This window comes from Streptomyces sp. NPDC006335, from assembly GCF_040612795.1.
In the GTDB taxonomy this organism is placed as follows: domain Bacteria; phylum Actinomycetota; class Actinomycetes; order Streptomycetales; family Streptomycetaceae; genus Streptomyces.
In genome coordinates, this window is sequence record NZ_JBEXQX010000016.1 from 17,686 (window position 1) to 36,267 (window position 18,582).

Here is an 18,582-nt window from a genome sequence, read left to right on the forward strand (position 1 = left end):
GGGCCGCCCCGCCACCCGCTACCGTTGGTCGGATGAGCAACCCGGCCGTACCGCCGCGCTCCCTCGCGGAAGCGCTCCGGGCCAGGGACGACGTCTCCCTGGCCGCGCTTCTGCGTGCCCGCCCCGACCTGATCACGCCCGTGCCGACGGACCTCACCCAGCTCGCCACGCGGGCCGGGACGCGGGCGTCGGTGGTGCGGGCGCTGGAGCGCCTCGACCGTTTCGCGCTCCAGACGGCGGAGGCGCTGGCGGTGGCGGCCGACCCGGCCCCGTACGGCGAGCTGCTGGCGCTGCTGACCGGTGACGGCGGCGACCCGGCGGTCTCGGCGGCGCTGCCGCGTGCCCTCGGCACCCTGCGGGAGCAGGCCCTGGTGTGGGGCGACGACGACCGGCTGCGGCTGGTGCGCACCGCCCGTGAGCTGCTCGCGCCCTCGCCGCAGCATCCGTCGCCGACGGGGCTCGGGCCGACCGTGCGGGAGGCCACGGCGGGGATGTCGCCGGGCCGCATCCAGGACATCGTCACGGCTGCGGGGCTGGGTTCGACGCACGACGCGGTCTCCGCGGTGGCGTCGCTGACGGCCCTGTTCACCGATCGCGAGCGGATGTCGGCGCTGCTGGCCGGGCTCCCGGAGGAGTCGCGGGAGGTGCTCTCGCGGCTGGTGTGGGGCCCGCCGTACGGCCAGGTCACCGCCGATCCGGCGGCCCATCTGCGCCGTCTGCTGGACCTGGGGCTGCTGGTGCCGACGGCGCCCGGGACGGTCGTGCTCCCGCGGGAGGTGGCCCTGCATCTGCGCGGCGGCCGGGCGCACCGGGAGGTGGAGCCGCTGCCGCCGGCCGTGGAGCCCGCGGCGACGCACCGTCCACAGGTTGTGGACGCGACGGCGGCCGGGCAGGCGTACACCGCGCTCGCGACCGTCGAGGAGCTGCTGAAGGACTGGGACGAGGGCGGGCCCGCGGTGCTGCGGGCGGGCGGTCTGAGCGTCCGTGACCTCAAGCGCACGGCCGTCGCCCTGGACGTGGCGGAACCGGTCGCCGCGTTCTGGGTCGAGCTGGCGTACGCGGCGGGCCTGCTGGCCTCCGACGGTGAGGCCGACGAGCGGTACGCGGCGACCCCGGCGCACGACGAGTGGCTGGAGCAGCCCCCGGCACAGCGCTGGGCCCGCCTGGCGGAGGCCTGGCTGACGGCGACGCGGGTGTCCGGCCTGGTGGGCGGCCGGGACGCGAAGGACCGCACGCTGTCGACGCTGGGCCCGGGGCTCGACCGCAGCGCGGCGCCGGAGGTACGGCACCGGGTGCTGACGCTGCTGGCGGGGCTGCCGGAGGGGGCGTCGCCGTCGCGGGAGTCGGTGCTGGCCCGGCTCCGCTGGGAGCGTCCGCTGCGGGGGCCGCAGCGCGGGGACGATCTGCGGTCACGGCTCGCCGAGTGGACGCTGACGGAGGCGGAGCTGCTGGGCGTGACGGGACGGGGGGCGCTGTCGGGGCACGGGCGGGCGCTGCTGGGCGCGGCCGCGCCGAAGACACCGGACAGGGCACCGCAGGGCCCCGGCGACAAGCTGCCCGTGCACCACCACCGCCCCGCCGTCGCCGAACCCCTCTCCCCCGCCGAGCAGGCCACCGCGTCCGCCGCGGCCGCCCGGCTGCTCGCGCCGCTCCTGCCCGAGCCGCTCGACCACGTCCTGCTCCAGGCCGACCTGACGGCGGTGGCCCCCGGCCCCCTTGAGCGGTCGCTGGCCGAGGTCCTGGACGTCCTGGCCGACGTGGAGTCGAAGGGCGGGGCGACCGTCTACCGCTTCACCCCCGCGTCGGTACGGCGTGCCCTGGACGCCGGCCAGTCGGCCTCCGACCTGCACGCCTTCCTCGCCGCGCACGCGCGTACGCCGGTGCCGCAGCCGCTGACGTATCTGATCGACGACGTGGCGCGCAGACACGGGCACCTCAGAGTGGGCGCGGCCTCCGCGTATGTCCGCTGCGACGACGACGCCCTGCTCAACGAGATCCTCGCCGACAAGCGTGCCGCGGGCCTGCGGCTGCGCCGCCTGGCCCCGACGGTGCTGGCCGCGCAGGCCGATCCGGCGGCCCTGCTGGAGGGCCTGCGCACGATGGGCTTCGCCCCGGCCGCCGAGTCGGCGGAGGGCGATGTCCTGATCACCCGCGCGCACGCCCACCGCACCCCGCCGCGCACGGCTCCCGAACCCGTGCCGGAGGGCCCCCCGATCCCGGACGCGACCCTCCTGGCGGCCGCGATCCGGGCGATCCGGGCCGGTGACCTGGCCTCGACGACCCCTCGACGGCAGGGCGACCAGGCGCTGCCCGCCACCGGTGAGCTCCCCCGCACCAGCTCCGCCGAGACCCTCGCCACCATGCAGGCCGCCGTTCTGACCGGTGGGGCCCTGTGGATCGGCTACGTCAACGCCGAGGGCGCCGCCAGCCAGCGCGTCATCGCCCCCATCCGCGTCGAGGGCGGCTTCGTGACGGCCTACGACCACACGGCGGACGAGGTCCGCACGTATCCGCTGCACCGGGTGACCGGGGTGGCGGAGCTGGCGGAGGAGTAGGGCCGGTCAGCACTCCGCGACGGGCGAGTCGGCGGGCAGACCGAAGTGGGTCCGGGCCGCGGACTCCAGGGGGCCGGAGGCCACACCGGTGTCGAGGGCGACCGTCGTGGCGTGGCCGAAGTGGCTGGTCAGCCACTCCGTGCCGCCCGCGCCGTCGGGCGGCTCCTCCTGGGACACGACCGCGTAGTGGCCGTCTGCCTCCCTGCGCAGCCGCAGCACCTGCGGGACCTCGGCGCCGCTGCATTCCACCAGGCGCCCCCCGCGCACCCCGTACTCCACGCACAGCGTGCTGACGCCGGCCCGCACGAGTCCGTCCCGCTCGTCGAGGTCCAGCGCCTCGGCCCGGCAGAACCACCTCGCCCCGAGCCCGGGCGCGCTCTCCCCGTACCCGGAGCCGCGCGACTGGTCCACGAGCCGCGCCTCGATGGCCGGGCGCACCTGGTTCCACAGCCGGGGGTCGGCGTCCGACGACGAGCGGGCCCACGCCCCGGTCGCCACCAGCACGACGACCGCTCCCCCGCCGGCCGCCCATCTGCCCGCAGACATCCCCATGTGTCCTCCCCAGCCCGCTCCCGCCAGTCAAGACACCCGAGCGGGGGCCGGGGTTGCATCGAGAAGACCTCCACTGCCTTCCCCGGCCTTCCTCGGCCTCCCTTGATCGTCCCTGGTTGAGGCACACTGGACGTTTGGCCCGTGCGGAAGGATGCATGTACGTGAACGGTCCTCTCATCGTCCAGTCCGACAAGACCCTGCTGCTCGAGGTCGACCACGAGCAGGCCGACGCGTGCCGTCGGGCCATCGCGCCGTTCGCCGAGCTGGAGCGGGCGCCCGAGCACATCCACACCTACCGGGTGACACCGCTCGGGCTGTGGAACGCGCGGGCCGCCGGGCACGACGCCGAGCAGGTGGTCGACGCGCTGGTGCAGTACAGCCGGTATCCGGTGCCGCACGCCCTGCTCGTCGACGTCGCCGAGACGATGGACCGGTACGGGCGGCTCACGCTCAGCAAGCACCCCGCCCACGGACTCGTGCTCACCACCACCGACCGGCCGGTGCTGGAGGAGATCCTGCGCTCGAAGCGGATCATCCCGCTGGTCGGCGCGCGGCTCGACCCGGACACGGTGGCCGTGCACCCCTCCGAGCGCGGGCAGATCAAGCAGACGCTGCTGAAGCTGGGCTGGCCCGCCGAGGACCTGGCGGGGTACGTCGACGGCGAGGCGCACCCGATCGACCTGGCCGAGGACGGCTGGGCGCTCAGGCCCTACCAGAAGCAGGCCGTGGAGAACTTCTGGCACGGCGGGAGCGGTGTCGTGGTGCTCCCGTGCGGCGCGGGGAAGACCCTGGTCGGCGCCGGGGCCATGGCCCAGGCCAGGTCGACCACGCTCATCCTGGTCACCAACACCGTCTCGGCGCGGCAGTGGAAGCACGAGCTGGTGAAGCGGACTTCGCTGACCGAGGACGAGATCGGCGAGTACAGCGGGACGCGCAAGGAGATCCGGCCCGTCACCATCGCCACCTACCAGGTGCTGACGACTCGCCGGAAGGGCGTCTACCCGCACCTGGAGCTGTTCGACTCCCGGGACTGGGGGCTCATCGTCTACGACGAGGTGCACCTGCTGCCCGCGCCCGTCTTCAAGTTCACCGCCGACCTCCAGGCCCGGCGCCGGCTCGGGCTGACCGCGACCCTCGTGCGGGAGGACGGGCGGGAGTCGGACGTCTTCTCGCTCATCGGGCCCAAGCGGTTCGACGCGCCGTGGAAGGAGATCGAGGCGCAGGGGTACATCGCGCCGGCCGACTGTGTCGAGGTGCGGGTGAACCTGACCGACTCGGAGCGGCTCGCCTACGCCACGGCCGAGCAGGAGGAGAAGTACCGCTTCTGTGCCACGACCGCGACGAAGCGGAAGGTCACGGAGGCTCTGGTACGGCGCTTCGCGGGCCAGCAGATCCTGGTCATCGGCCAGTACATCGACCAGCTCGACGAACTCGGTGAGCATCTGGACGCGCCCGTCATCAAGGGCGAGACCTCCAACGCCCAGCGCGAGAAGCTCTTCGACGCCTTCCGGGAGGGCGAGATCAGCGTGCTGGTGGTGTCGAAGGTCGCGAACTTCTCCATCGACCTGCCGGAGGCGACGGTCGCCATCCAGGTCTCCGGGACGTTCGGGTCGCGGCAGGAGGAGGCTCAGCGGCTCGGGCGGGTCCTGCGCCCGAAGGCGGACGGCCACCAGGCGCACTTCTACTCCGTGGTCGCCCGCGACACCATCGACCAGGACTTCGCCGCGCACCGCCAGCGCTTCCTGGCGGAGCAGGGGTACGCCTACCGGATCGTGGACGCGGACGAACTGCTCGCGGAGAGCTGACCGGCGGCTACCTGCGGCGGACGCCGGCCTCCTCGCCGTACTCGCCGAGTATGACGACGTCGAAGGCCGCGCCGGCGAAGACGCGGACCGCGCGGAGGGCGTTGCCCAGGCGGTGGGTGCTGTGGATGTCGGAGAGGGGGGTCGCCCCGGACGGGCGACCGGGGGCCGGGGTGAAGGTCGCTGCGCTCATGCCTCCATAGTGGCTTTCGAGGCATAAGGAGGGCATCGGTCCCAGGTATCCCCTTCTTGTGCTACCTGGGTACAGCTCGTGGGGGGAGCCTCCCCTGGCAGAGGGAGGGGTGACCCCCTAGGGGACGGAAAAACGGTTGGCGTCCGGCCCGGGGCCTGTCCTAAGATCTCCGCTCTTGCCCGCCTCCCTCACGGAGTGCCGCCGTCCGGACGGAAACCGGTCGGCATCCCACCACGCGGCCCGCAGCACCTTCGGAGGCACCCCCTTGTCCAGGCCGTCCACTCCCGTGCCCGCAGACGACGACCCCCTCGCCCGCGAACGCTCCCACCTCGCCCGTTCGCGCGCCGCGTTGCGCGCCATGCGCGAGGACGTCGAGTCGCTGGACATCAAGGACGTCACCGCGAACTGGGTCAACGCCGAGGTCCTGGCCCGCCAGATCGACGAGCGGATCAAGGCGCTGGCGGACCTCAGCGACACCCCGCTGTTCTTCGGCCGCCTCGACTACCTGCACTCCCCCGGCGCCGACCGGGCCGAGGGCGCGCAGGGAGAGCGCTTCTACATCGGGCGCCGGCACGTCCACGACCACGACGGCGACCCGATGGTGATCGACTGGCGGGCGCCGGTCTCGCAGCCGTTCTACCGGGCGTCCAAGAAGGACCCGATGGACGTCGGGCTGCGCCGCCGCTTCGGGTACACCCGGGGCGAGATCACGGCGTACGAGGACGAGCACCTCTCCGACCCGGCGGAGGCCGCCACCACCAGCAAGCTGCTCCAGCAGGAGATCGAGCGCCCGCGCGTCGGCCCGATGCGCGACATCGTGGCGACCATCCAGCCCGAGCAGGACGAGATCGTACGGTCCGGTCTGGGCGGCACGGTCTGCGTGCAGGGAGGTCCGGGTACCGGGAAGACCGCCGTCGGCCTGCACCGGGTCGCCTATCTCCTCTACGCCCACCGCGAGCGGCTGGCCCGCACCGGCACGCTCGTCATCGGACCGAACCGGTCCTTCCTGCACTACATCGAGCAAGTGCTGCCCGCGCTGGGCGAGTTGACGGTCAGGCAGGCCACCGTCGACGACCTGGTGACCGCGGGTCTGGAGGTGCGCGGCACCGATGACGCCCCCGCCGCGGTCCTCAAGGGCGACGCGAGGATGGCGGAGGTGCTGAGGCGGGCCGTCTACTCCCACGTGAGCATGCCCACCGAGCCGGTGATGGTGGTGCGCGGGTCACGCAGGTGGCGGGTCCCGGCGTACGAGATCGAGGAGATCGTGCGGGAGCTGCTCGACCGGGGCATCCGCTACGGCGCCGCCCGCGAGGCGCTCCCGCAGCGCATCGCGCACGCCGTGCTGGTGCAGATGGAGCGGTCCGGGGAGGCGCCGGACGACCGGGTGCAGGACGCGGTGGCCCGCAACCCGGCGGTGAAGGCGGTGGTCAAGCAGATCTGGCCGCCCGTCGACCCGGCGAAACTCGTCCTGCGCCTGCTGACGGACGCGGACTTCCTCGCCGTGCACGCGGAGGGGATCCTCGACGAGGACGAGCAGAAGACCATCCTGTGGGCGAAGCCGGTGCGGTCGGTGAAGTCGGCCAAGTGGTCTTCCGCGGACGCGGTGTTGATCGACGAGGCGACGGACCTCGTGCAGCGCACCCATTCGCTCGGGCACGTGGTGCTCGACGAGGCGCAGGACCTCTCCCCCATGCAGTACCGCGCGGTCGGCCGCCGCTGCTCGACGGGTTCGGCGACCGTCCTGGGCGACCTCGCGCAGGGCACCACGCCGTGGGCGACGCGGAGTTGGCAGGAGGCGCTGGCCCACCTCGGCAAGTCGGACGGGGTGGTCGAGGAGCTGACGGCCGGTTTCCGCGTGCCGACGGACGTCATCACGTACGCCTCCCGGCTGCTGCCGCACATCGCGCCGGGCCTGACCCCGGTCGCGTCGGTCCGTGAGAACCCGGGCTTCTTCGACGTCCGCGAGATCGGCGGTACGGCCGAAGTGGTCGCCGCGTGCGAGGAGTTGCTGCGCCACGAGGGCTCGACCGGTCTGATCGCGGCGGACGCCCGCGTCCCGGCCCTCGCCAAGGCGCTGACGGCGGCGGGGATCCCGTATCTCGCCCCGGGTGAGGAGACGACGGCCGAGGCCCGGCTGACCCTGGTCCCGGCGTCCCTCGCCAAGGGTCTCGAGTACGACTACGTCGTCCTGGACGAGCCGCGGGCGGTCGTGGACGGCGAACCGGACGAACGCACGGGCCTGCGGCGGCTGTACGTGGCCCTGACCCGAGCGGTGTCGGGCCTGATCGTGACGCACACCGCGCCGCTGCCCGGGGCGCTCGCCGAGTAAGGTGCTGCTGCGTTTCGCCATGTCCCCCCGGAGAGGCCCCCGTTGAGCACGCCGCCGCCCTCGCACCCCGCCTACCAGCCCACTTCGGGGCCGTACCCACCCGTGGCGTACCCACCCGTGGCGGCCTGCCAGATCTGCGGAGCTGCCCCCGCCGCCCCGGTGACGGTCCGGGGTCACCAGGGGATGGTGGTGGTCATGCGGTTCCTGAAGCGCGAGGGCGTGTTCTGCCGGACCTGTGCGCTGGCGAGCTTCCGGGACATGCAGGCGGACACGATGGTGATGGGCTGGTGGGGGCCGCTGTCGGTGCTGATCACGCCCTTCACCCTGCTGAGCAACCTCGGCGCGCTGTCGGGCATCCGGCGCATCCCCGAGCCGGCCGCGCCGGGGTTCCGGCCGCCGTTGGATCCGGGCAAGCCGGTGTTCAAGCGGCCGGCCGGGATCCTGGCGCTGATCCCGTTGGGACTGCTGGGCCTGGCGGTGTTCGCGTTCACGGCGCTCCTGCTGGTCGGCCTGGTGGCCGGGGCGGGTGACCGTGCCGACCGGCCGACGCTCACGGCCGGCTCGTGCGCCCGCAACGACGCGGCCTGGCCGGAACAGGACCTCGAGCCGGAGTCCTGCGACTCCTCCGACGCGGAGCTCCGTGTCACCGCCCCGGCGAACGGCTCCTGTCCGGCCGGGGACTACCTCGCCCACCTCGAGTACAGCGAGGACGGCAGCACATCGCTGTGTCTACGGCCGTTGAAGCGCTAGCGGGACCCGCCGTCCACCGCCCGCCGCCACTCCCCGACCGCCTCCGCCGAAACCGGCGCCTCCCAGCCGCCCGGCCGCGCCGCGCCACCGATGTGGAACGCGTCGATTCCGGCGGCCCGCAGTCCCGGCACGTGGTCGAGCCGCAGTCCGCCGCCCACCAGCAGCTGCTGCTCGTACCCCGGTTCCCCCGCCCGCGCCGCCTCCGCGAGCAGCACCGGCGACCCCTCGTCCACGCCCGACGCCGACCCCGCGGTGAGGTAGGTGTCCAGGCCCGGCAGATCGGCCAGTTGCTTGCGCAGGGCGTCGCGGTCCGCGGCGTGGTCGATCGCCCGGTGGAACGTCCAGCGGCACCCGTCCAGCACCTCCACGACCTGCTCCACGGCGGCCAGATCCACCTCGCCGGAAGTGTCCAGGAAACCGAGCACGAACTCCTCGGCCCCGGCCTCGCGCAGCTCCCGCGCCGTCCGGGCCACCCGCGAGACGTCCCCCGCCGCGAATCCGTCCGACAACCGCAGCATCACCCGCACCGAGATGTCCACGGCGGCCCGGATCGCGGTGACCGTGGAGACCGTCGGCGTCAGACCGTCCGCCGCCATGTCGGTCACCAGTTCCAGCCGGTCCGCGCCTCCGGCCTGGGCGGCGATCGCGTCCTCGGCGTCGAGGGCGATCACCTCCAGGACTGCACGCTTGCTCATGGGACCCCATTCGTCGACGGTCTCGGGCGGCTACAGGTCTAGTCCAATTTCAAGAATACGCCGCCACGGGGTCCCTCTCACCGGCGCGTCTCAGCCGAAGATGTTCAGCTCCTTCGCCTCCGCCCCCGCGAGCTCGTACGTCCGCCCCTCCACCGGACGCCCCGAGTACAGCCGTACGAGGGTCGCCGCGTCCCCGATGAAACGGGCCGGCGTGCGGTCGCCGGCCGTGTCGCCCAGGCGGAGCGGTTCGTCCAGGTCGTCGAGGTCGGCGTGGAGGGGAAGGTGGCCGCGTTCCCGGGTCGTACGGGCGAGGAGGCTCAGCGCGTCGGGCAGCCCGGCGCCCCCGTACGCGCCCGGCACCCCCCACACCTCCCGTACGTCCCCCGCGTGCACCCACTCGCCCAGCCCTACGATGTCCAGCACCCCACCCGCCCCGGCGATCACCGGCCCGGCCTCCGTCATCCCGCGCTCCAGCTCGTCGACGACCTGCTGGTTCGTCCAGTCCGCGCGCTCGGCGATGTCCCGGTCGTTCGACTCCGGCGAGAAGACGCCCTTCTCGAACCGGCCCTCCACGACCCGCATCAGCGCGGACGAACAGTGCGCCAGCACATCGCGCACGCTCCACCCCGGACACGCCCGTGTCGGCAGGGCGAAGTCGGTGTCCGGGCGGGAGCGCAGAAGCGGGATCAGGGCGTCGCGTTCGGTGGTCAGGAGGCGGCCGGGGAGCTCTGGATCACGGTCGTGGGTGGCGTCAGCAGTCATGGGGCCAACCTGCCAGGGGGTGGGGCGCGGGACAATGAGGCCATGGCCGATCTCGACGACCTCCGCGACCGTTTCGCCCGTGCGCTGGAGAGCGCCCGCCCCGGGACCGACGGCCCCGATCCGGCGCCGTACGCCGACGACCTCCTCGCCCGCTGGCAGGAGCCGCAGCGCCGGTATCACACCGTCGAACACCTCACCGCGGTCCTCGACCACATCGACGTGCTGGAGGAGTACGCGCAGGACCCCGGCCTGGTCCGCCTCGCCGCCTGGTTCCACGACGCCGTCTACCTCCCGGACCGCTCCGAGAACGAGGAGCGCTCCGCCCGTCTGGCCGAACGCGCCCTCCCCGAAGCCGGAGTCCCGGCCGCCGCGACGGCCGAGGTCGCCCGCCTGGTCCGCCTCACCGTCACCCACGCCCCCGCCGACGACGACCGCGACGGCCAGGTCCTGTGCGACGCCGACCTCGCGATCCTCGCCGCCCCGCCCTCCGCGTACGCCGCCTACACGGCCGCCGTCCGCGAGGAGTACGGCTTCGTGCCCTCCGACGCCTTCCGCGAGGGCCGGTCCGCGGTGCTGCGGCAACTGCTCGATCTGCCCCGCTTGTTCCGGACTCCGTACGGGGCACGGACCTGGGAGGCCACGGCCCGCTACAACCTCGCCTCGGAGCTGGAAATGCTGTCGCTCTGAGGCGTCCGGCGCCATAACCTGCCCGCATGGCAGACATGGGCGCGGAACGGGTGACGGAGGCTGTCGCGGACGCGGTGGCGGTACTGCGGACGGCGGTGGACCGGGACTGGTCCGGGGTGCCGGCCGGCCGGGTGGAGTGGAGCTGTCTGAAGACGGCCGAGCACATCGCGAGCGATCTGATCGCGTACGCGGGGCAGTTGGCGGGCCGGGCGCGGGAGAAGTACGTCCCCTTCGAGATCTTCCTGGAGGACGACACGGACGCCGAGGGCGCCCTCCAGGTCATCGAGACGGCCGGCACGCTGTTCTCCGCGACCATCCGCACGACCCCTCGCGAGGTCCGCGCCTTCCACCCGTACCCCTTCCGCAGCGCGAACCGCGTGGGCTTCGCCGCGATGGGCGTCGCCGAGGTCCTGCTGCACGCGTACGACATCGCCGAGGGCCTGGGCCTGGCGTACGAGCCTCCCGCCCACCTCCCCGAGTACGTGCTGACCCGGATCTTCCCCGAGGTCCAGCCCGGCCCCGACCCGTGGCGCACCCTGCTGTGGGCCACCGGCCGCGGCGAGCTGCCCGACCGCGCCCCGCGCACCCAGTGGCGCTGGAGCAACAACCTCGTCCTGCCCACCGAGCGCCTCACCCTCCAGGGCGTCACGCCCGCGTCCGCCGCCGAACTGGCCGCGGGCGGCGACGGCGACTTCGAGTGGGTCGAGGACGGCCCCTTCGACGGCACCCGCGAGGCCGCCGGCATGGCCGTCAAGGCGTACGAGGCGGGCGTCCACCGCCCGGAGTTCGGCCTCTTCGTCCTCGTCCGGCGCGAGGACGGCCGCGCGATCGGCGGCATGGGCTTCCACGGCGCCCCCGACGAGGACGGCCGCGCGGAGGTCGGCTACGACCTGGCCGAGAGCGCCCGCGGCCAGGGCTACGCCACCGAGGCCCTGCGCGTCCTGAGCGACTGGGCCCTGGCCCGCGACGACGTGTCCAGCCTCTGCGCCACCATCGAGCCCGACAACGCCGCCTCCCAGCGCGTGATCGCCCGCGCCGGTTACATCAGGGCGACCGTGGAGCAGGAGCAGTCGTACGGCGAGATGGAGACGGGCCTGCGGCTGTACGTCCTTTCGGGCGGCGCCGGTTAACGGCCTTTGGGCCGGCGCAACCCCGCCGCCGTCAGCAGCCGCACCACCTCGCGGCTGCTGACCTCCACCGCGCCCGCCGCGACCACGTCCGGGTACCGGTGCGAGGGGATGTCGTAGTGGTCGCGTTCGAAGGCGCGGGAGGGTACGCCCAACTCCTCGGCGAAGGCGTGCAGTTCGTCGAAGGAGGTGTCGCTGATCAGGTGGGACCACATGCGGCCGTGGCCCGGCCAGGTGGGTGGGTCGATGTAGACGGTCACGAGGAGGAGGCCCCGCCCACCGCGGTACCGAGGGAGCCGACCGCCGCCACCTTCACGCCCGCCTTGTGGCACACCCAGTGCGGGTCGGGACCGAGCTCCGGCTCGACCTCCAGGGCGTGCGGGTCGCCGGAGCCGCACACCGGGCACAGGGGCCAACGGCCGTAGGCCTCCAGCAGCGCGTCCTGGACGTCCTGGGCGACCAGCCCCGCCACGAACTCCGCGCCCTCCGGCCACTGCTCCACCCACCAGCGCCGCTGTACGACGGAGTCCTCGACCATCGACACGACATCCGCGGCGGCGACCTCGCTCGCGGCCAGGTCGGCGAGCACGAGCGCGCGTGCCGTGTGCAGGGACTGCTCAAGTGGACCGATGGACTCCATGCAGCCATTGTGCGGGCTCTTGACCACGGCACCGAGCCGAAAATATCTTTCATACGTGCCCCAGGACGTGAAGGAAATTTTCGGCAGCGCTCTCGCCGCGAAGGTGCGCACGATGGGTCCGTCCATGACCCGTTCCATGCAGCGGGTCGCCGAGGCCGTCGCGAACGACCCCGCGGGGTGCGCGGCGCTCACCGTCACGGGCCTCGCGGAGCTGACCGGGACCAGTGAGGCGACGGTCGTGCGGACGGCCCGGCTGCTGGGTTATCCCGGGTACCGCGACCTGCGGCTCGCCCTCGCCGGACTGGCCGCGCAGCAGCAGTCCGGGCGGGCGCCCGCGATCACCACGGACGTCGCGGTGGACGATCCGATCGCGGACGTGGTCGCCAAGCTCGCCTACGACGAGCAGCAGACCCTCGCCGACACGGCGGCGGGGCTGGACACCGCGCAGTTGGGGGCGGCGGTCGCCGCGACGGCCGCGGCGCGGCGGATCGACGTGTACGGGGTGGGGGCCTCCGGTCTGGTCGCGCAGGACCTCACGCAGAAGCTGCTGCGGATAGGACTGATAGCGCAGGCGCACAGCGATCCGCACCTGGCCGTGACGAACGCGGTGCAATTGCGGGCGGGGGACGTGGCGATCGCGATCACGCACTCGGGGTCGACCGGGGACGTCATCGAGCCGCTGCGGGTCGCCTTCGAGCGCGGGGCCACCACCGTGGCCATCACCGGGCGGCCGGACGGGGCCGTGGCACAGTACGCCGACCATGTGCTGACGACGTCCACGGCCCGGGAGAGCGAGCTGCGCCCCGCGGCGATGTCGTCGCGCACGAGCCAGCTCCTCGTGGTGGACTGTCTGTTCGTCGGGGTGGCGCAACGAACGTACGAGACGGCGGCGCCCGCGCTGGCCGCGTCCTACGAGGCGCTGGCGCACCGGCACCGTCGCTAGACACGAGTTCCCGGTAGACGTCGGTCACGAAGAAAGAGCCACTCCTCCATGACCTCCACCTCCGACCCCCGTGATCTGCGAGCCCAGTTGGAGACGCTCACCACCGAGGCCTTCCGGCCCGAGCTCGCCGACATCGACCGGCTGCCGACCCTCGACATCGCCCGGCTGATGAACGGCGAGGACGCCTCCGTGCCCGCCGCGGTGTCCCGGCAGTTGCCGAGGATCGCCGCCGCCATCGACGCGATCGCCGAGCGGATGGCCCGCGGCGGCCGGCTGATCTACGCCGGCGCCGGCACCGCCGGACGTCTCGGTGTCCTGGACGCCTCCGAGTGCCCGCCGACCTTCAACACCGACCCCGCCCAGGTGGTGGGCCTGATCGCGGGCGGCCCACAGGCCCTGATCACCTCCGTCGAGGGGGCCGAGGACTCCGCGGAGCTGGCGCGGGCCGACCTGGACGGGCTCGCGCTGACGGCCCTGGACACGGTGGTCGGGGTGTCCGCGTCCGGCCGTACCCCGTACGCCGTGGGCGCGGTGGAACACGCCCGCACGCGGGGGGCGTTGACGGTCGGGCTGTCCTGCAACGCCGACAGCGCGCTCGCCGCGGCCGCCGAGCACGGCATCGAGGTGGTCGTCGGCCCCGAACTGCTCACCGGATCCACCCGCCTCAAGGCGGGCACCGCCCAGAAGCTCGTCCTCAACATGCTGTCGACGATCACGATGATCCGCCTCGGCAAGACCTACGGAAACCTGATGGTCGACGTGCGCGCTTCCAACGACAAGCTGCGCGCCCGCTCCCGCCGCATCGTCGCCCTCGCCACCGGCGCCGGTGACGAGGAGGTCGAACGCGCCCTGGCCGCCACGGACGGCGAGGTGAAGAACGCGATCCTGACGATCCTGGCCGGTGTCGACGGGCCCACGGCGGCCCGCCTGCTGGAGGAGTCGGGGGGCCACCTGCGGGCGGCTCTCAGCGGCGGACCAGCACCGCGTGGGTGACGTTCGGCGAGCTGACCAGCTCGGCCACGCGGTAGCCGTCGATCCCCTCGCCCAGGCCGTCGAGCAGCCGCTCACCGCGCCCGATGAGCATCGGCGCGATCACCAGGTGAAGCTCGTCGATCAGCCCGGCGCGCAGGTACTGCCGGATGGTCGCCGCCCCGCCGCCGATCCGTACGTCCTTGCCGCCCGCGGCGTCGAAAGCGCGCCGCAGGACCGCCTCCGGCTCCTCGTCGGTGAAGTGGAAGGTCGTCCCGCCGGCCATCTCCAGAGACGGGCGCGGATGGTGGGTGTGGACGAAGACGTCGTGGTGGTACGGCGGATTGTCCCCCCACCAGCCCTGCCAGGACTCGTCCTCCCAGGGCCCCCGCTGCGGGCCGAACATGTTCCGTCCCATGATCGTGGCGCCGATGTTCTCGTCGCCGCGGACGAAGTACTCGACGTCGGTCCCGCCCTTCCCGGCCGCCAGGTCCTCCGTCGCGGAGATGAACCAGCGGTGCAGTTCGTCGCCCCAGCCGACGCCGTCGCCGAACGGGGCGTCCAGCCGCTGGTTCGGACCGGCCATGAAGCCGTCGAGGGAGATCGTCACGTTGTGCACTCGGACCTTGGGCATCGCCTTCACCTCTCGTGTGGTGTCGTGCTCTCACCCATACGTCGTTCCGAGCCTGCCTGAATCGACATCCCCGCGCACTTTTTTCCAGACGAGGGTGTGGCGCCAGAACAGCCGCCGCCGCACCCGGACCCCGGGCAGCACCCGGCGCGCCTCGCGTACGAACTCGGTGTAGGGGACGTCGGCCGGGCGGGTCGGGGCGGTCATCGCGACGGGGCGCCCCGGTGCCGTACGCCCCCTGTTCTTGGCCCAGCCGATGACCAGGTTGAGGGGGACGGACACAAGACCCAGGAAGGTCTGGACCCGGGTGTCCTCCCGGGTCAGCCCGACGATCACCAGCGTGCCGCCGGGGGCCAGTTGCTCGCGGAAGCGGCTCAGGGTCTCGGTGAGGGGGAGGTGGTGGAGTACGGCGACACAGGTGATGACGTCGTAACGTCCACCCCCGTCGTACGACAGGGCGTCCGCGACGGAGAAGGCCACGGGCAGTCCGGGATCGGTCGACTCCCTCGCCTCGCCGATGATCCGTTCGTCGCTGTCGATGCCGTGGACCTCCCTCGCGCGCGTGGCCAGCAGCCGGGCCAGGTCTCCGGAACCGCAGCCGACGTCCAGGGCCCGGTCGAAGCGGCTGGGCAACTGGCGCGTGATCCACGCGTGGAAGTGGGCGTTGTGGCTCCAGGGGTGGGCGTCGTTGAAGCGGGCGAGGGCGTCCAGGAGAGGCATGGTTCATTTCAACAGGACATCCGCCCCTCCCTGTTGACCTTCCGCACCCTCGCCCGCAGCACCTCGCCCTGCGGCGCGGGCCCGGTGGACTCCGGCGGACAGTCCCACTCCCGCCCACCGCCGAGAGGCCTGAGCTGCACTCTCCCGCCCAGGTGCCCCCTCACCTCCCCCACCCGCCCGTCCCGCACGTCCACGACGTACGCCCCGACCGGCGGCTGCTCCCCGCGCAGCACGGACGCCAGCCGCTCGGCCGTGCGTACGTTGCACCGGCCCAGGTCGACCAGCGGGAACGGCTCGTCACCGGCGCCGGTGAGGGGGTCGACGGCGAGGGACGGCAGCGTCACGCCGACGCCGGTGAGGGCCTCCCGCAGGGACTCCAGGACTTCTTCGGTGGACCGCACGCTTTCCTCCATCGGCACGGTGAGTTTCCTTTTCGCGACACAGCGTGTCCGGTACGGCTCTAACCTGGCCAGACAGGGCGTCCCAACAACGTCAACTGGTGGACCGGGGGCTACGCATGGCAGGACCGAAGGATCTGGACCCGTCGTCATCACCGCGAGCACTTCTGGGAGCAGAGCTGCGGCACGCGCGGGAGAAGGCGGGACTCAGCCAGGAGGAGCTGGGTCAACGACTCTTCGTGAGCGGGTCGTTCGTGGGGCAGTTGGAGGCGGGGACGCGGAGGATGCAAGCGGATGTCGCGCGACTGCTGGACGAGGTGCTCGGGACGGACGGGTTCTTCCAGCGGAACTGCGCGGCGGCGGCGAAGTCCAAGTACCCGGAGCATTTCGCGGAGGCGGCGGAGTCGGAGGCCCAGGCGACGGTGATCAGGGAGTACGCACCTCTCCTCATCCCCGGCCTGCTCCAGACCCCCGCCTACGCACGGGCCGTGAACCGCGCCTACGACCCCACAACGCCGGAGGAAACCATCGACGTGTGGGTGGAGGGCCGGATGGAGCGGATCCGGCTCCTCGACCATCCAACAAAGCCGGTGTTGTGGGTGGTGCTCGACGAGGCGGCACTGCGCCGGGAGACCGGTGGCCGGGCGGTGATGGCGGAGGCACTGCGTCACATCGCCGAGCTGGCCCGCCGAAACCGAGCGATCGTGCAGGTGTTGCCCTTCCGCGCAGGAGCACATTCCGCGATGGAAGGCGCCCTGAAACTAATGGAGTTCGAGGACGCGCCTCCGCTGGCCTACTACGAGGGAGTGCGCTTCGGCCGACTGGAGGACGACCCGGCCACGGTCGTCCAACTGCGGTTCACGTTCGACCTCCTCGTGGCCTCCGCACTCTCGCGGGAGAAGTCCCTGGCCCTGGTGGAGTCGTTGGCGCAGGATTACGTCCATGAGGAAGAACCCTGAGATCTGGCGCAAGTCGACCTACAGCGGGGGCGGCGGAGGCAACTGCCTCGAAGTGGCCCTCGGCCACCCCACCACCGTCCCCGTCCGCGACTCCAAGGCCCCCCACGGCCCGAAGCTCATGCTCCGGCCGGAAGCGTGGTCAGCCTTCGTCGAGGCGGTCATTGAGGTCAGGATCTGACCTATACGGCTCCTAGCGTGGTCCCATGACCAACACCACGCACGCCACCGCCACCGCCACCGCCACCGACGAGCGCACCGACCTCCTGGAGGCGCTGGCCCACAGCCGGCGCTTCCTGCGCTTCACGACTCGTGACCTCACCGACGAGCAGGCCGGACAGCGGACCACCGCCAGCGAGCTGTGTCTGGGCGGCCTGATCAAGCACGTCACGTCGGTGGAGCGGCACTGGGCGGACTTCATCGTCAACGGCCCCTCCGCCATGCCCGACTTCACCGCGATGACCGAGGCCGACTTCGCGCGGCGGGCCGACGAGTTCCGGATGCTGCCCGGCGAGACGCTGGCCGGTGTGCTGGCCGACTACGACGAGGCGGCCCGCCGGACCGACGAACTCGTCTGGGCCCTGCCCGACTTGAACACCGCCCATCCGCTCCCCGAGGCGCCGTGGAACGAGCCCGGGGCTCGATGGTCGGCGCGCAGGGTGCTGCTGCACATCGCCGCCGAGACCGCCCAGCACGCGGGTCACGCCGACATCATCCGCGAGTCCTTGGACGGCGCCAAGAGCATGGGCTGACCGCTCCCGAAGCTCAAGCGTCCAGCTCCGAGCCCTCTTTTCAAGGAACGGGTGGAGGGCCCCAACCCGCCCTCCCACCCCGCATGTTGACTTGACGCGTTCGACTTGCCACGCAGCGTTACGATCGTCTAGCGTGCCCGGATAACGAACAGCCCCCGCCAGGTGCTACCAACACCTGCGGGGGCTTGACCTACGAGATCGATCGCGAGCATCGACCTGTGGCTGCCACCAATCTTAGTCCTGCCTTCCTGCCCGCGCACGCCTCCCCGCACCCCATGGCGAACCCGGGATACGGCAAACGCAGCGCCCCCGACCAACGCCCCCGCACCGCGCACGACTTCGCCCACCTCCCACCCCGCGAAGCCGCCATCGCCGCGTACGTCGACCGCCTCCCCGACGGCGCCGACATCTCCGTAAAAACGCTGGCCAAGCAGCTGCCGTACGGACAGTGCGCCCTCCGCACCGCCCTCAACCGCCTCCAGAACGCAGGCCACTTGCGCCGGGGACGCGAGCGCCTGGACTCGGATACCGGCGGCTCCCGTTGGATCACCCGAACGTGGTTCACCCGTACCGCACGCAATGACGAGTGGTGGGCTGCCTTCACGAGAGGTGACGTACCGAAGGACAGCGAACCCCGCCCGCCGACCCGTACCCGCGCCCACATCCTCCTGGCGGCCCTCGGTCGCGAAACCCCGGCACTGTCCCTGTCCGCCGCCGACTGCACGGCCCTCGCCCCGCTGGTCGCGGAGTGGTTCGCCCGAGGAGCCGGCGAGGACGCCGTACGCCACGCCCTGACCAGCGGCCTGCCCACCCCGGTCCACCACCCGGCCGCCCTGCTCCGTCGCCGTCTGACGGACAAGATCCCTCCGGAACCACCCGCCCCACAGCCGCCCCGCCGGATCCTGGAGTGCGCGGAGTGCGGGGTGCTGGGGCGTCCGGAGGCCCTGCCAGGGGGCGTATGCAAGGGCTGCCGAGGCGAACAGGCCACCACACGCCCCACCGCACTCCTGCCCGCACTCGAAATCCACGCCCGCGCGGACGCGATCCGGGCCGCGATGTCCAAGAGGCAAGAAGAACGCACGTACACATGACGACCGCCCCCATCCCAGCTCTGTCACGGG

At 72.6% G+C, this 18,582-nt stretch carries 21 protein-coding genes; 12 read left to right on the forward strand and 9 right to left on the reverse strand.

Going from position 1 to position 18,582, the window contains the following annotated elements:
- Window positions 1–32: 32 nt before the first annotated feature.
- Window positions 33–2,555, forward strand: coding sequence for a helicase-associated domain-containing protein (locus tag ABZ098_RS33725; RefSeq protein WP_356597543.1), 2,523 nt, complete (start codon window positions 33–35; stop codon window positions 2,553–2,555).
- Between the two features lie 6 nt (window positions 2,556–2,561).
- On the opposite strand, the gene ABZ098_RS33730 is transcribed toward ABZ098_RS33725, so the two are convergent.
- Window positions 2,562–3,101: a hypothetical protein gene (locus ABZ098_RS33730; protein WP_356597544.1), complete on the reverse strand. Its 540-nt coding sequence runs from the start codon at window positions 3,099–3,101 to the stop codon at window positions 2,562–2,564.
- A gap of 167 nt (window positions 3,102–3,268) precedes the next feature.
- Between ABZ098_RS33730 and ABZ098_RS33735 the strand changes: the two genes are divergently transcribed.
- Window positions 3,269–4,912, forward strand: coding sequence for a DNA repair helicase XPB (locus ABZ098_RS33735; RefSeq protein WP_356597545.1), 1,644 nt, complete (start codon window positions 3,269–3,271; stop codon window positions 4,910–4,912).
- 7 nt (window positions 4,913–4,919) lie between these two features.
- On the opposite strand, the gene ABZ098_RS33740 is transcribed toward ABZ098_RS33735, so the two are convergent.
- Entirely contained in the window at window positions 4,920–5,102 is a 183-nt protein-coding gene (locus ABZ098_RS33740) for a hypothetical protein (RefSeq protein WP_356597546.1), read from the reverse strand.
- A gap of 358 nt (window positions 5,103–5,460) precedes the next feature.
- Here ABZ098_RS33740 and ABZ098_RS33745 point away from each other — a divergent pair, with 358 nt between their 5' ends.
- Both ABZ098_RS33745 and ABZ098_RS33750 read left to right on the forward strand, forming a co-directional pair.
- The gene (locus ABZ098_RS33745) at window positions 5,461–7,431 is read left to right on the forward strand and encodes a UvrD-helicase domain-containing protein (RefSeq protein WP_356597701.1); all 1,971 of its coding nucleotides are present in this window, start codon (window positions 5,461–5,463) and stop codon (window positions 7,429–7,431) included.
- Between the two features lie 195 nt (window positions 7,432–7,626).
- Window positions 7,627–8,181, forward strand: a complete 555-nt coding sequence (locus ABZ098_RS33750; protein ID WP_356597547.1) for a hypothetical protein — start codon at window positions 7,627–7,629, stop codon at window positions 8,179–8,181.
- On the opposite strand, the gene ABZ098_RS33755 is transcribed toward ABZ098_RS33750, so the two are convergent.
- Both ABZ098_RS33755 and ABZ098_RS33760 read right to left on the reverse strand, forming a co-directional pair.
- Window positions 8,178–8,876 carry a copper homeostasis protein CutC gene (locus tag ABZ098_RS33755; protein WP_356597548.1) on the reverse strand — a complete coding sequence of 233 codons (699 nt, stop codon included), beginning with the start codon at window positions 8,874–8,876 and terminating at the stop codon, window positions 8,178–8,180. The genes ABZ098_RS33750 and ABZ098_RS33755 overlap by 4 nt on opposite strands.
- Before the next feature lie 90 nt (window positions 8,877–8,966).
- Window positions 8,967–9,638, reverse strand: a complete 672-nt coding sequence (locus tag ABZ098_RS33760) for a maleylpyruvate isomerase family mycothiol-dependent enzyme (protein WP_356597549.1) — start codon at window positions 9,636–9,638, stop codon at window positions 8,967–8,969.
- Between the two features lie 42 nt (window positions 9,639–9,680).
- On the opposite strand from ABZ098_RS33760, the gene ABZ098_RS33765 reads away from it, so the two are divergent.
- Window positions 9,681–10,325, forward strand: coding sequence for a hypothetical protein (locus ABZ098_RS33765; protein ID WP_356597550.1), 645 nt, complete (start codon window positions 9,681–9,683; stop codon window positions 10,323–10,325).
- A gap of 26 nt (window positions 10,326–10,351) precedes the next feature.
- Window positions 10,352–11,455, forward strand: coding sequence for a GNAT family N-acetyltransferase (locus tag ABZ098_RS33770; RefSeq protein ID WP_356597551.1), 1,104 nt, complete (start codon window positions 10,352–10,354; stop codon window positions 11,453–11,455).
- Here ABZ098_RS33770 and ABZ098_RS33775 read toward each other — a convergent pair.
- Window positions 11,452–11,712, reverse strand: a complete 261-nt coding sequence (locus ABZ098_RS33775; RefSeq protein ID WP_356597552.1) for a DUF4031 domain-containing protein — start codon at window positions 11,710–11,712, stop codon at window positions 11,452–11,454. The genes ABZ098_RS33770 and ABZ098_RS33775 overlap by 4 nt on opposite strands.
- Complete coding sequence (locus tag ABZ098_RS33780) at window positions 11,709–12,092, reverse strand: hypothetical protein (RefSeq protein WP_356597553.1); 384 nt, start codon at window positions 12,090–12,092, stop codon at window positions 11,709–11,711. The genes ABZ098_RS33775 and ABZ098_RS33780 overlap by 4 nt, the downstream gene beginning before the upstream one ends.
- Window positions 12,093–12,204: 112 nt before the next feature.
- Between ABZ098_RS33780 and ABZ098_RS33785 the strand changes: the two genes are divergently transcribed.
- Both ABZ098_RS33785 and murQ read left to right on the forward strand, forming a co-directional pair.
- A complete protein-coding gene (locus ABZ098_RS33785) occupies window positions 12,205–13,035 on the forward strand; it encodes a MurR/RpiR family transcriptional regulator (protein WP_356597702.1) in 831 nt (276 codons plus the stop codon).
- A gap of 48 nt (window positions 13,036–13,083) precedes the next feature.
- Window positions 13,084–14,028 carry an N-acetylmuramic acid 6-phosphate etherase gene (gene murQ, locus ABZ098_RS33790; protein ID WP_356597554.1) on the forward strand — a complete coding sequence of 315 codons (945 nt, stop codon included), beginning with the start codon at window positions 13,084–13,086 and terminating at the stop codon, window positions 14,026–14,028.
- Here the strand turns inward: murQ and ABZ098_RS33795 are convergent.
- The 3 genes from ABZ098_RS33795 to ABZ098_RS33805 are packed head-to-tail and all read right to left on the reverse strand — an operon-like array spanning window position 14,000 to window position 15,756.
- Window positions 14,000–14,638 carry a dihydrofolate reductase family protein gene (locus ABZ098_RS33795; protein ID WP_356597555.1) on the reverse strand — a complete coding sequence of 213 codons (639 nt, stop codon included), beginning with the start codon at window positions 14,636–14,638 and terminating at the stop codon, window positions 14,000–14,002. The genes murQ and ABZ098_RS33795 overlap by 29 nt on opposite strands.
- A gap of 30 nt (window positions 14,639–14,668) precedes the next feature.
- Window positions 14,669–15,355: a class I SAM-dependent methyltransferase gene (locus tag ABZ098_RS33800; RefSeq protein ID WP_356597556.1), complete on the reverse strand. Its 687-nt coding sequence runs from the start codon at window positions 15,353–15,355 to the stop codon at window positions 14,669–14,671.
- Between the two features lie 8 nt (window positions 15,356–15,363).
- Window positions 15,364–15,756 (reverse strand): hypothetical protein, encoded by a 393-nt coding sequence (locus ABZ098_RS33805; RefSeq protein ID WP_356597557.1) that lies wholly within the window; start codon window positions 15,754–15,756, stop codon window positions 15,364–15,366.
- Between the two features lie 116 nt (window positions 15,757–15,872).
- Between ABZ098_RS33805 and ABZ098_RS33810 the strand changes: the two genes are divergently transcribed.
- From ABZ098_RS33810 to ABZ098_RS33825, 4 genes are all read left to right on the forward strand, one after another.
- Window positions 15,873–16,712, forward strand: coding sequence for a helix-turn-helix transcriptional regulator (locus ABZ098_RS33810; RefSeq protein ID WP_356597558.1), 840 nt, complete (start codon window positions 15,873–15,875; stop codon window positions 16,710–16,712).
- The gene (locus tag ABZ098_RS33815) at window positions 16,696–16,890 is read left to right on the forward strand and encodes a DUF397 domain-containing protein (protein ID WP_356597559.1); all 195 of its coding nucleotides are present in this window, start codon (window positions 16,696–16,698) and stop codon (window positions 16,888–16,890) included. The genes ABZ098_RS33810 and ABZ098_RS33815 overlap by 17 nt, the downstream gene beginning before the upstream one ends.
- Before the next feature lie 25 nt (window positions 16,891–16,915).
- Window positions 16,916–17,461 carry a DinB family protein gene (locus tag ABZ098_RS33820; protein WP_356597560.1) on the forward strand — a complete coding sequence of 182 codons (546 nt, stop codon included), beginning with the start codon at window positions 16,916–16,918 and terminating at the stop codon, window positions 17,459–17,461.
- A gap of 275 nt (window positions 17,462–17,736) precedes the next feature.
- Entirely contained in the window at window positions 17,737–18,552 is an 816-nt protein-coding gene (locus ABZ098_RS33825; RefSeq protein ID WP_356597703.1) for a hypothetical protein, read from the forward strand.
- Window positions 18,553–18,582: the final 30 nt, after the last annotated feature.

Coding starts and splice junctions, on each gene's coding strand:
- ABZ098_RS33725 (WP_356597543.1), top strand. CDS start 33: ATGAGCAACCCGGCCGTACCGCCGCGCTCCCTCGCGGAAGCGCTCCGG.
- ABZ098_RS33730 (WP_356597544.1), bottom strand. CDS start 3,101: ATGTCTGCGGGCAGATGGGCGGCCGGCGGGGGAGCGGTCGTCGTGCTG.
- ABZ098_RS33740 (WP_356597546.1), bottom strand. CDS start 5,102: ATGAGCGCAGCGACCTTCACCCCGGCCCCCGGTCGCCCGTCCGGGGCG.
- ABZ098_RS33745 (WP_356597701.1), top strand. CDS start 5,461: ATGCGCGAGGACGTCGAGTCGCTGGACATCAAGGACGTCACCGCGAAC.
- ABZ098_RS33750 (WP_356597547.1), top strand. CDS start 7,627: ATGCGGTTCCTGAAGCGCGAGGGCGTGTTCTGCCGGACCTGTGCGCTG.
- ABZ098_RS33755 (WP_356597548.1), bottom strand. CDS start 8,876: ATGAGCAAGCGTGCAGTCCTGGAGGTGATCGCCCTCGACGCCGAGGAC.
- ABZ098_RS33760 (WP_356597549.1), bottom strand. CDS start 9,638: ATGACTGCTGACGCCACCCACGACCGTGATCCAGAGCTCCCCGGCCGC.
- ABZ098_RS33765 (WP_356597550.1), top strand. CDS start 9,681: ATGGCCGATCTCGACGACCTCCGCGACCGTTTCGCCCGTGCGCTGGAG.
- ABZ098_RS33770 (WP_356597551.1), top strand. CDS start 10,352: ATGGCAGACATGGGCGCGGAACGGGTGACGGAGGCTGTCGCGGACGCG.
- ABZ098_RS33780 (WP_356597553.1), bottom strand. CDS start 12,092: ATGGAGTCCATCGGTCCACTTGAGCAGTCCCTGCACACGGCACGCGCG.
- ABZ098_RS33785 (WP_356597702.1), top strand. CDS start 12,205: ATGGGTCCGTCCATGACCCGTTCCATGCAGCGGGTCGCCGAGGCCGTC.
- murQ (WP_356597554.1), top strand. CDS start 13,084: ATGACCTCCACCTCCGACCCCCGTGATCTGCGAGCCCAGTTGGAGACG.
- ABZ098_RS33795 (WP_356597555.1), bottom strand. CDS start 14,638: ATGCCCAAGGTCCGAGTGCACAACGTGACGATCTCCCTCGACGGCTTC.
- ABZ098_RS33800 (WP_356597556.1), bottom strand. CDS start 15,355: ATGCCTCTCCTGGACGCCCTCGCCCGCTTCAACGACGCCCACCCCTGG.
- ABZ098_RS33810 (WP_356597558.1), top strand. CDS start 15,873: ATGGCAGGACCGAAGGATCTGGACCCGTCGTCATCACCGCGAGCACTT.
- ABZ098_RS33815 (WP_356597559.1), top strand. CDS start 16,696: ATGAGGAAGAACCCTGAGATCTGGCGCAAGTCGACCTACAGCGGGGGC.
- ABZ098_RS33820 (WP_356597560.1), top strand. CDS start 16,916: ATGACCAACACCACGCACGCCACCGCCACCGCCACCGCCACCGACGAG.
- ABZ098_RS33825 (WP_356597703.1), top strand. CDS start 17,737: ATGGCGAACCCGGGATACGGCAAACGCAGCGCCCCCGACCAACGCCCC.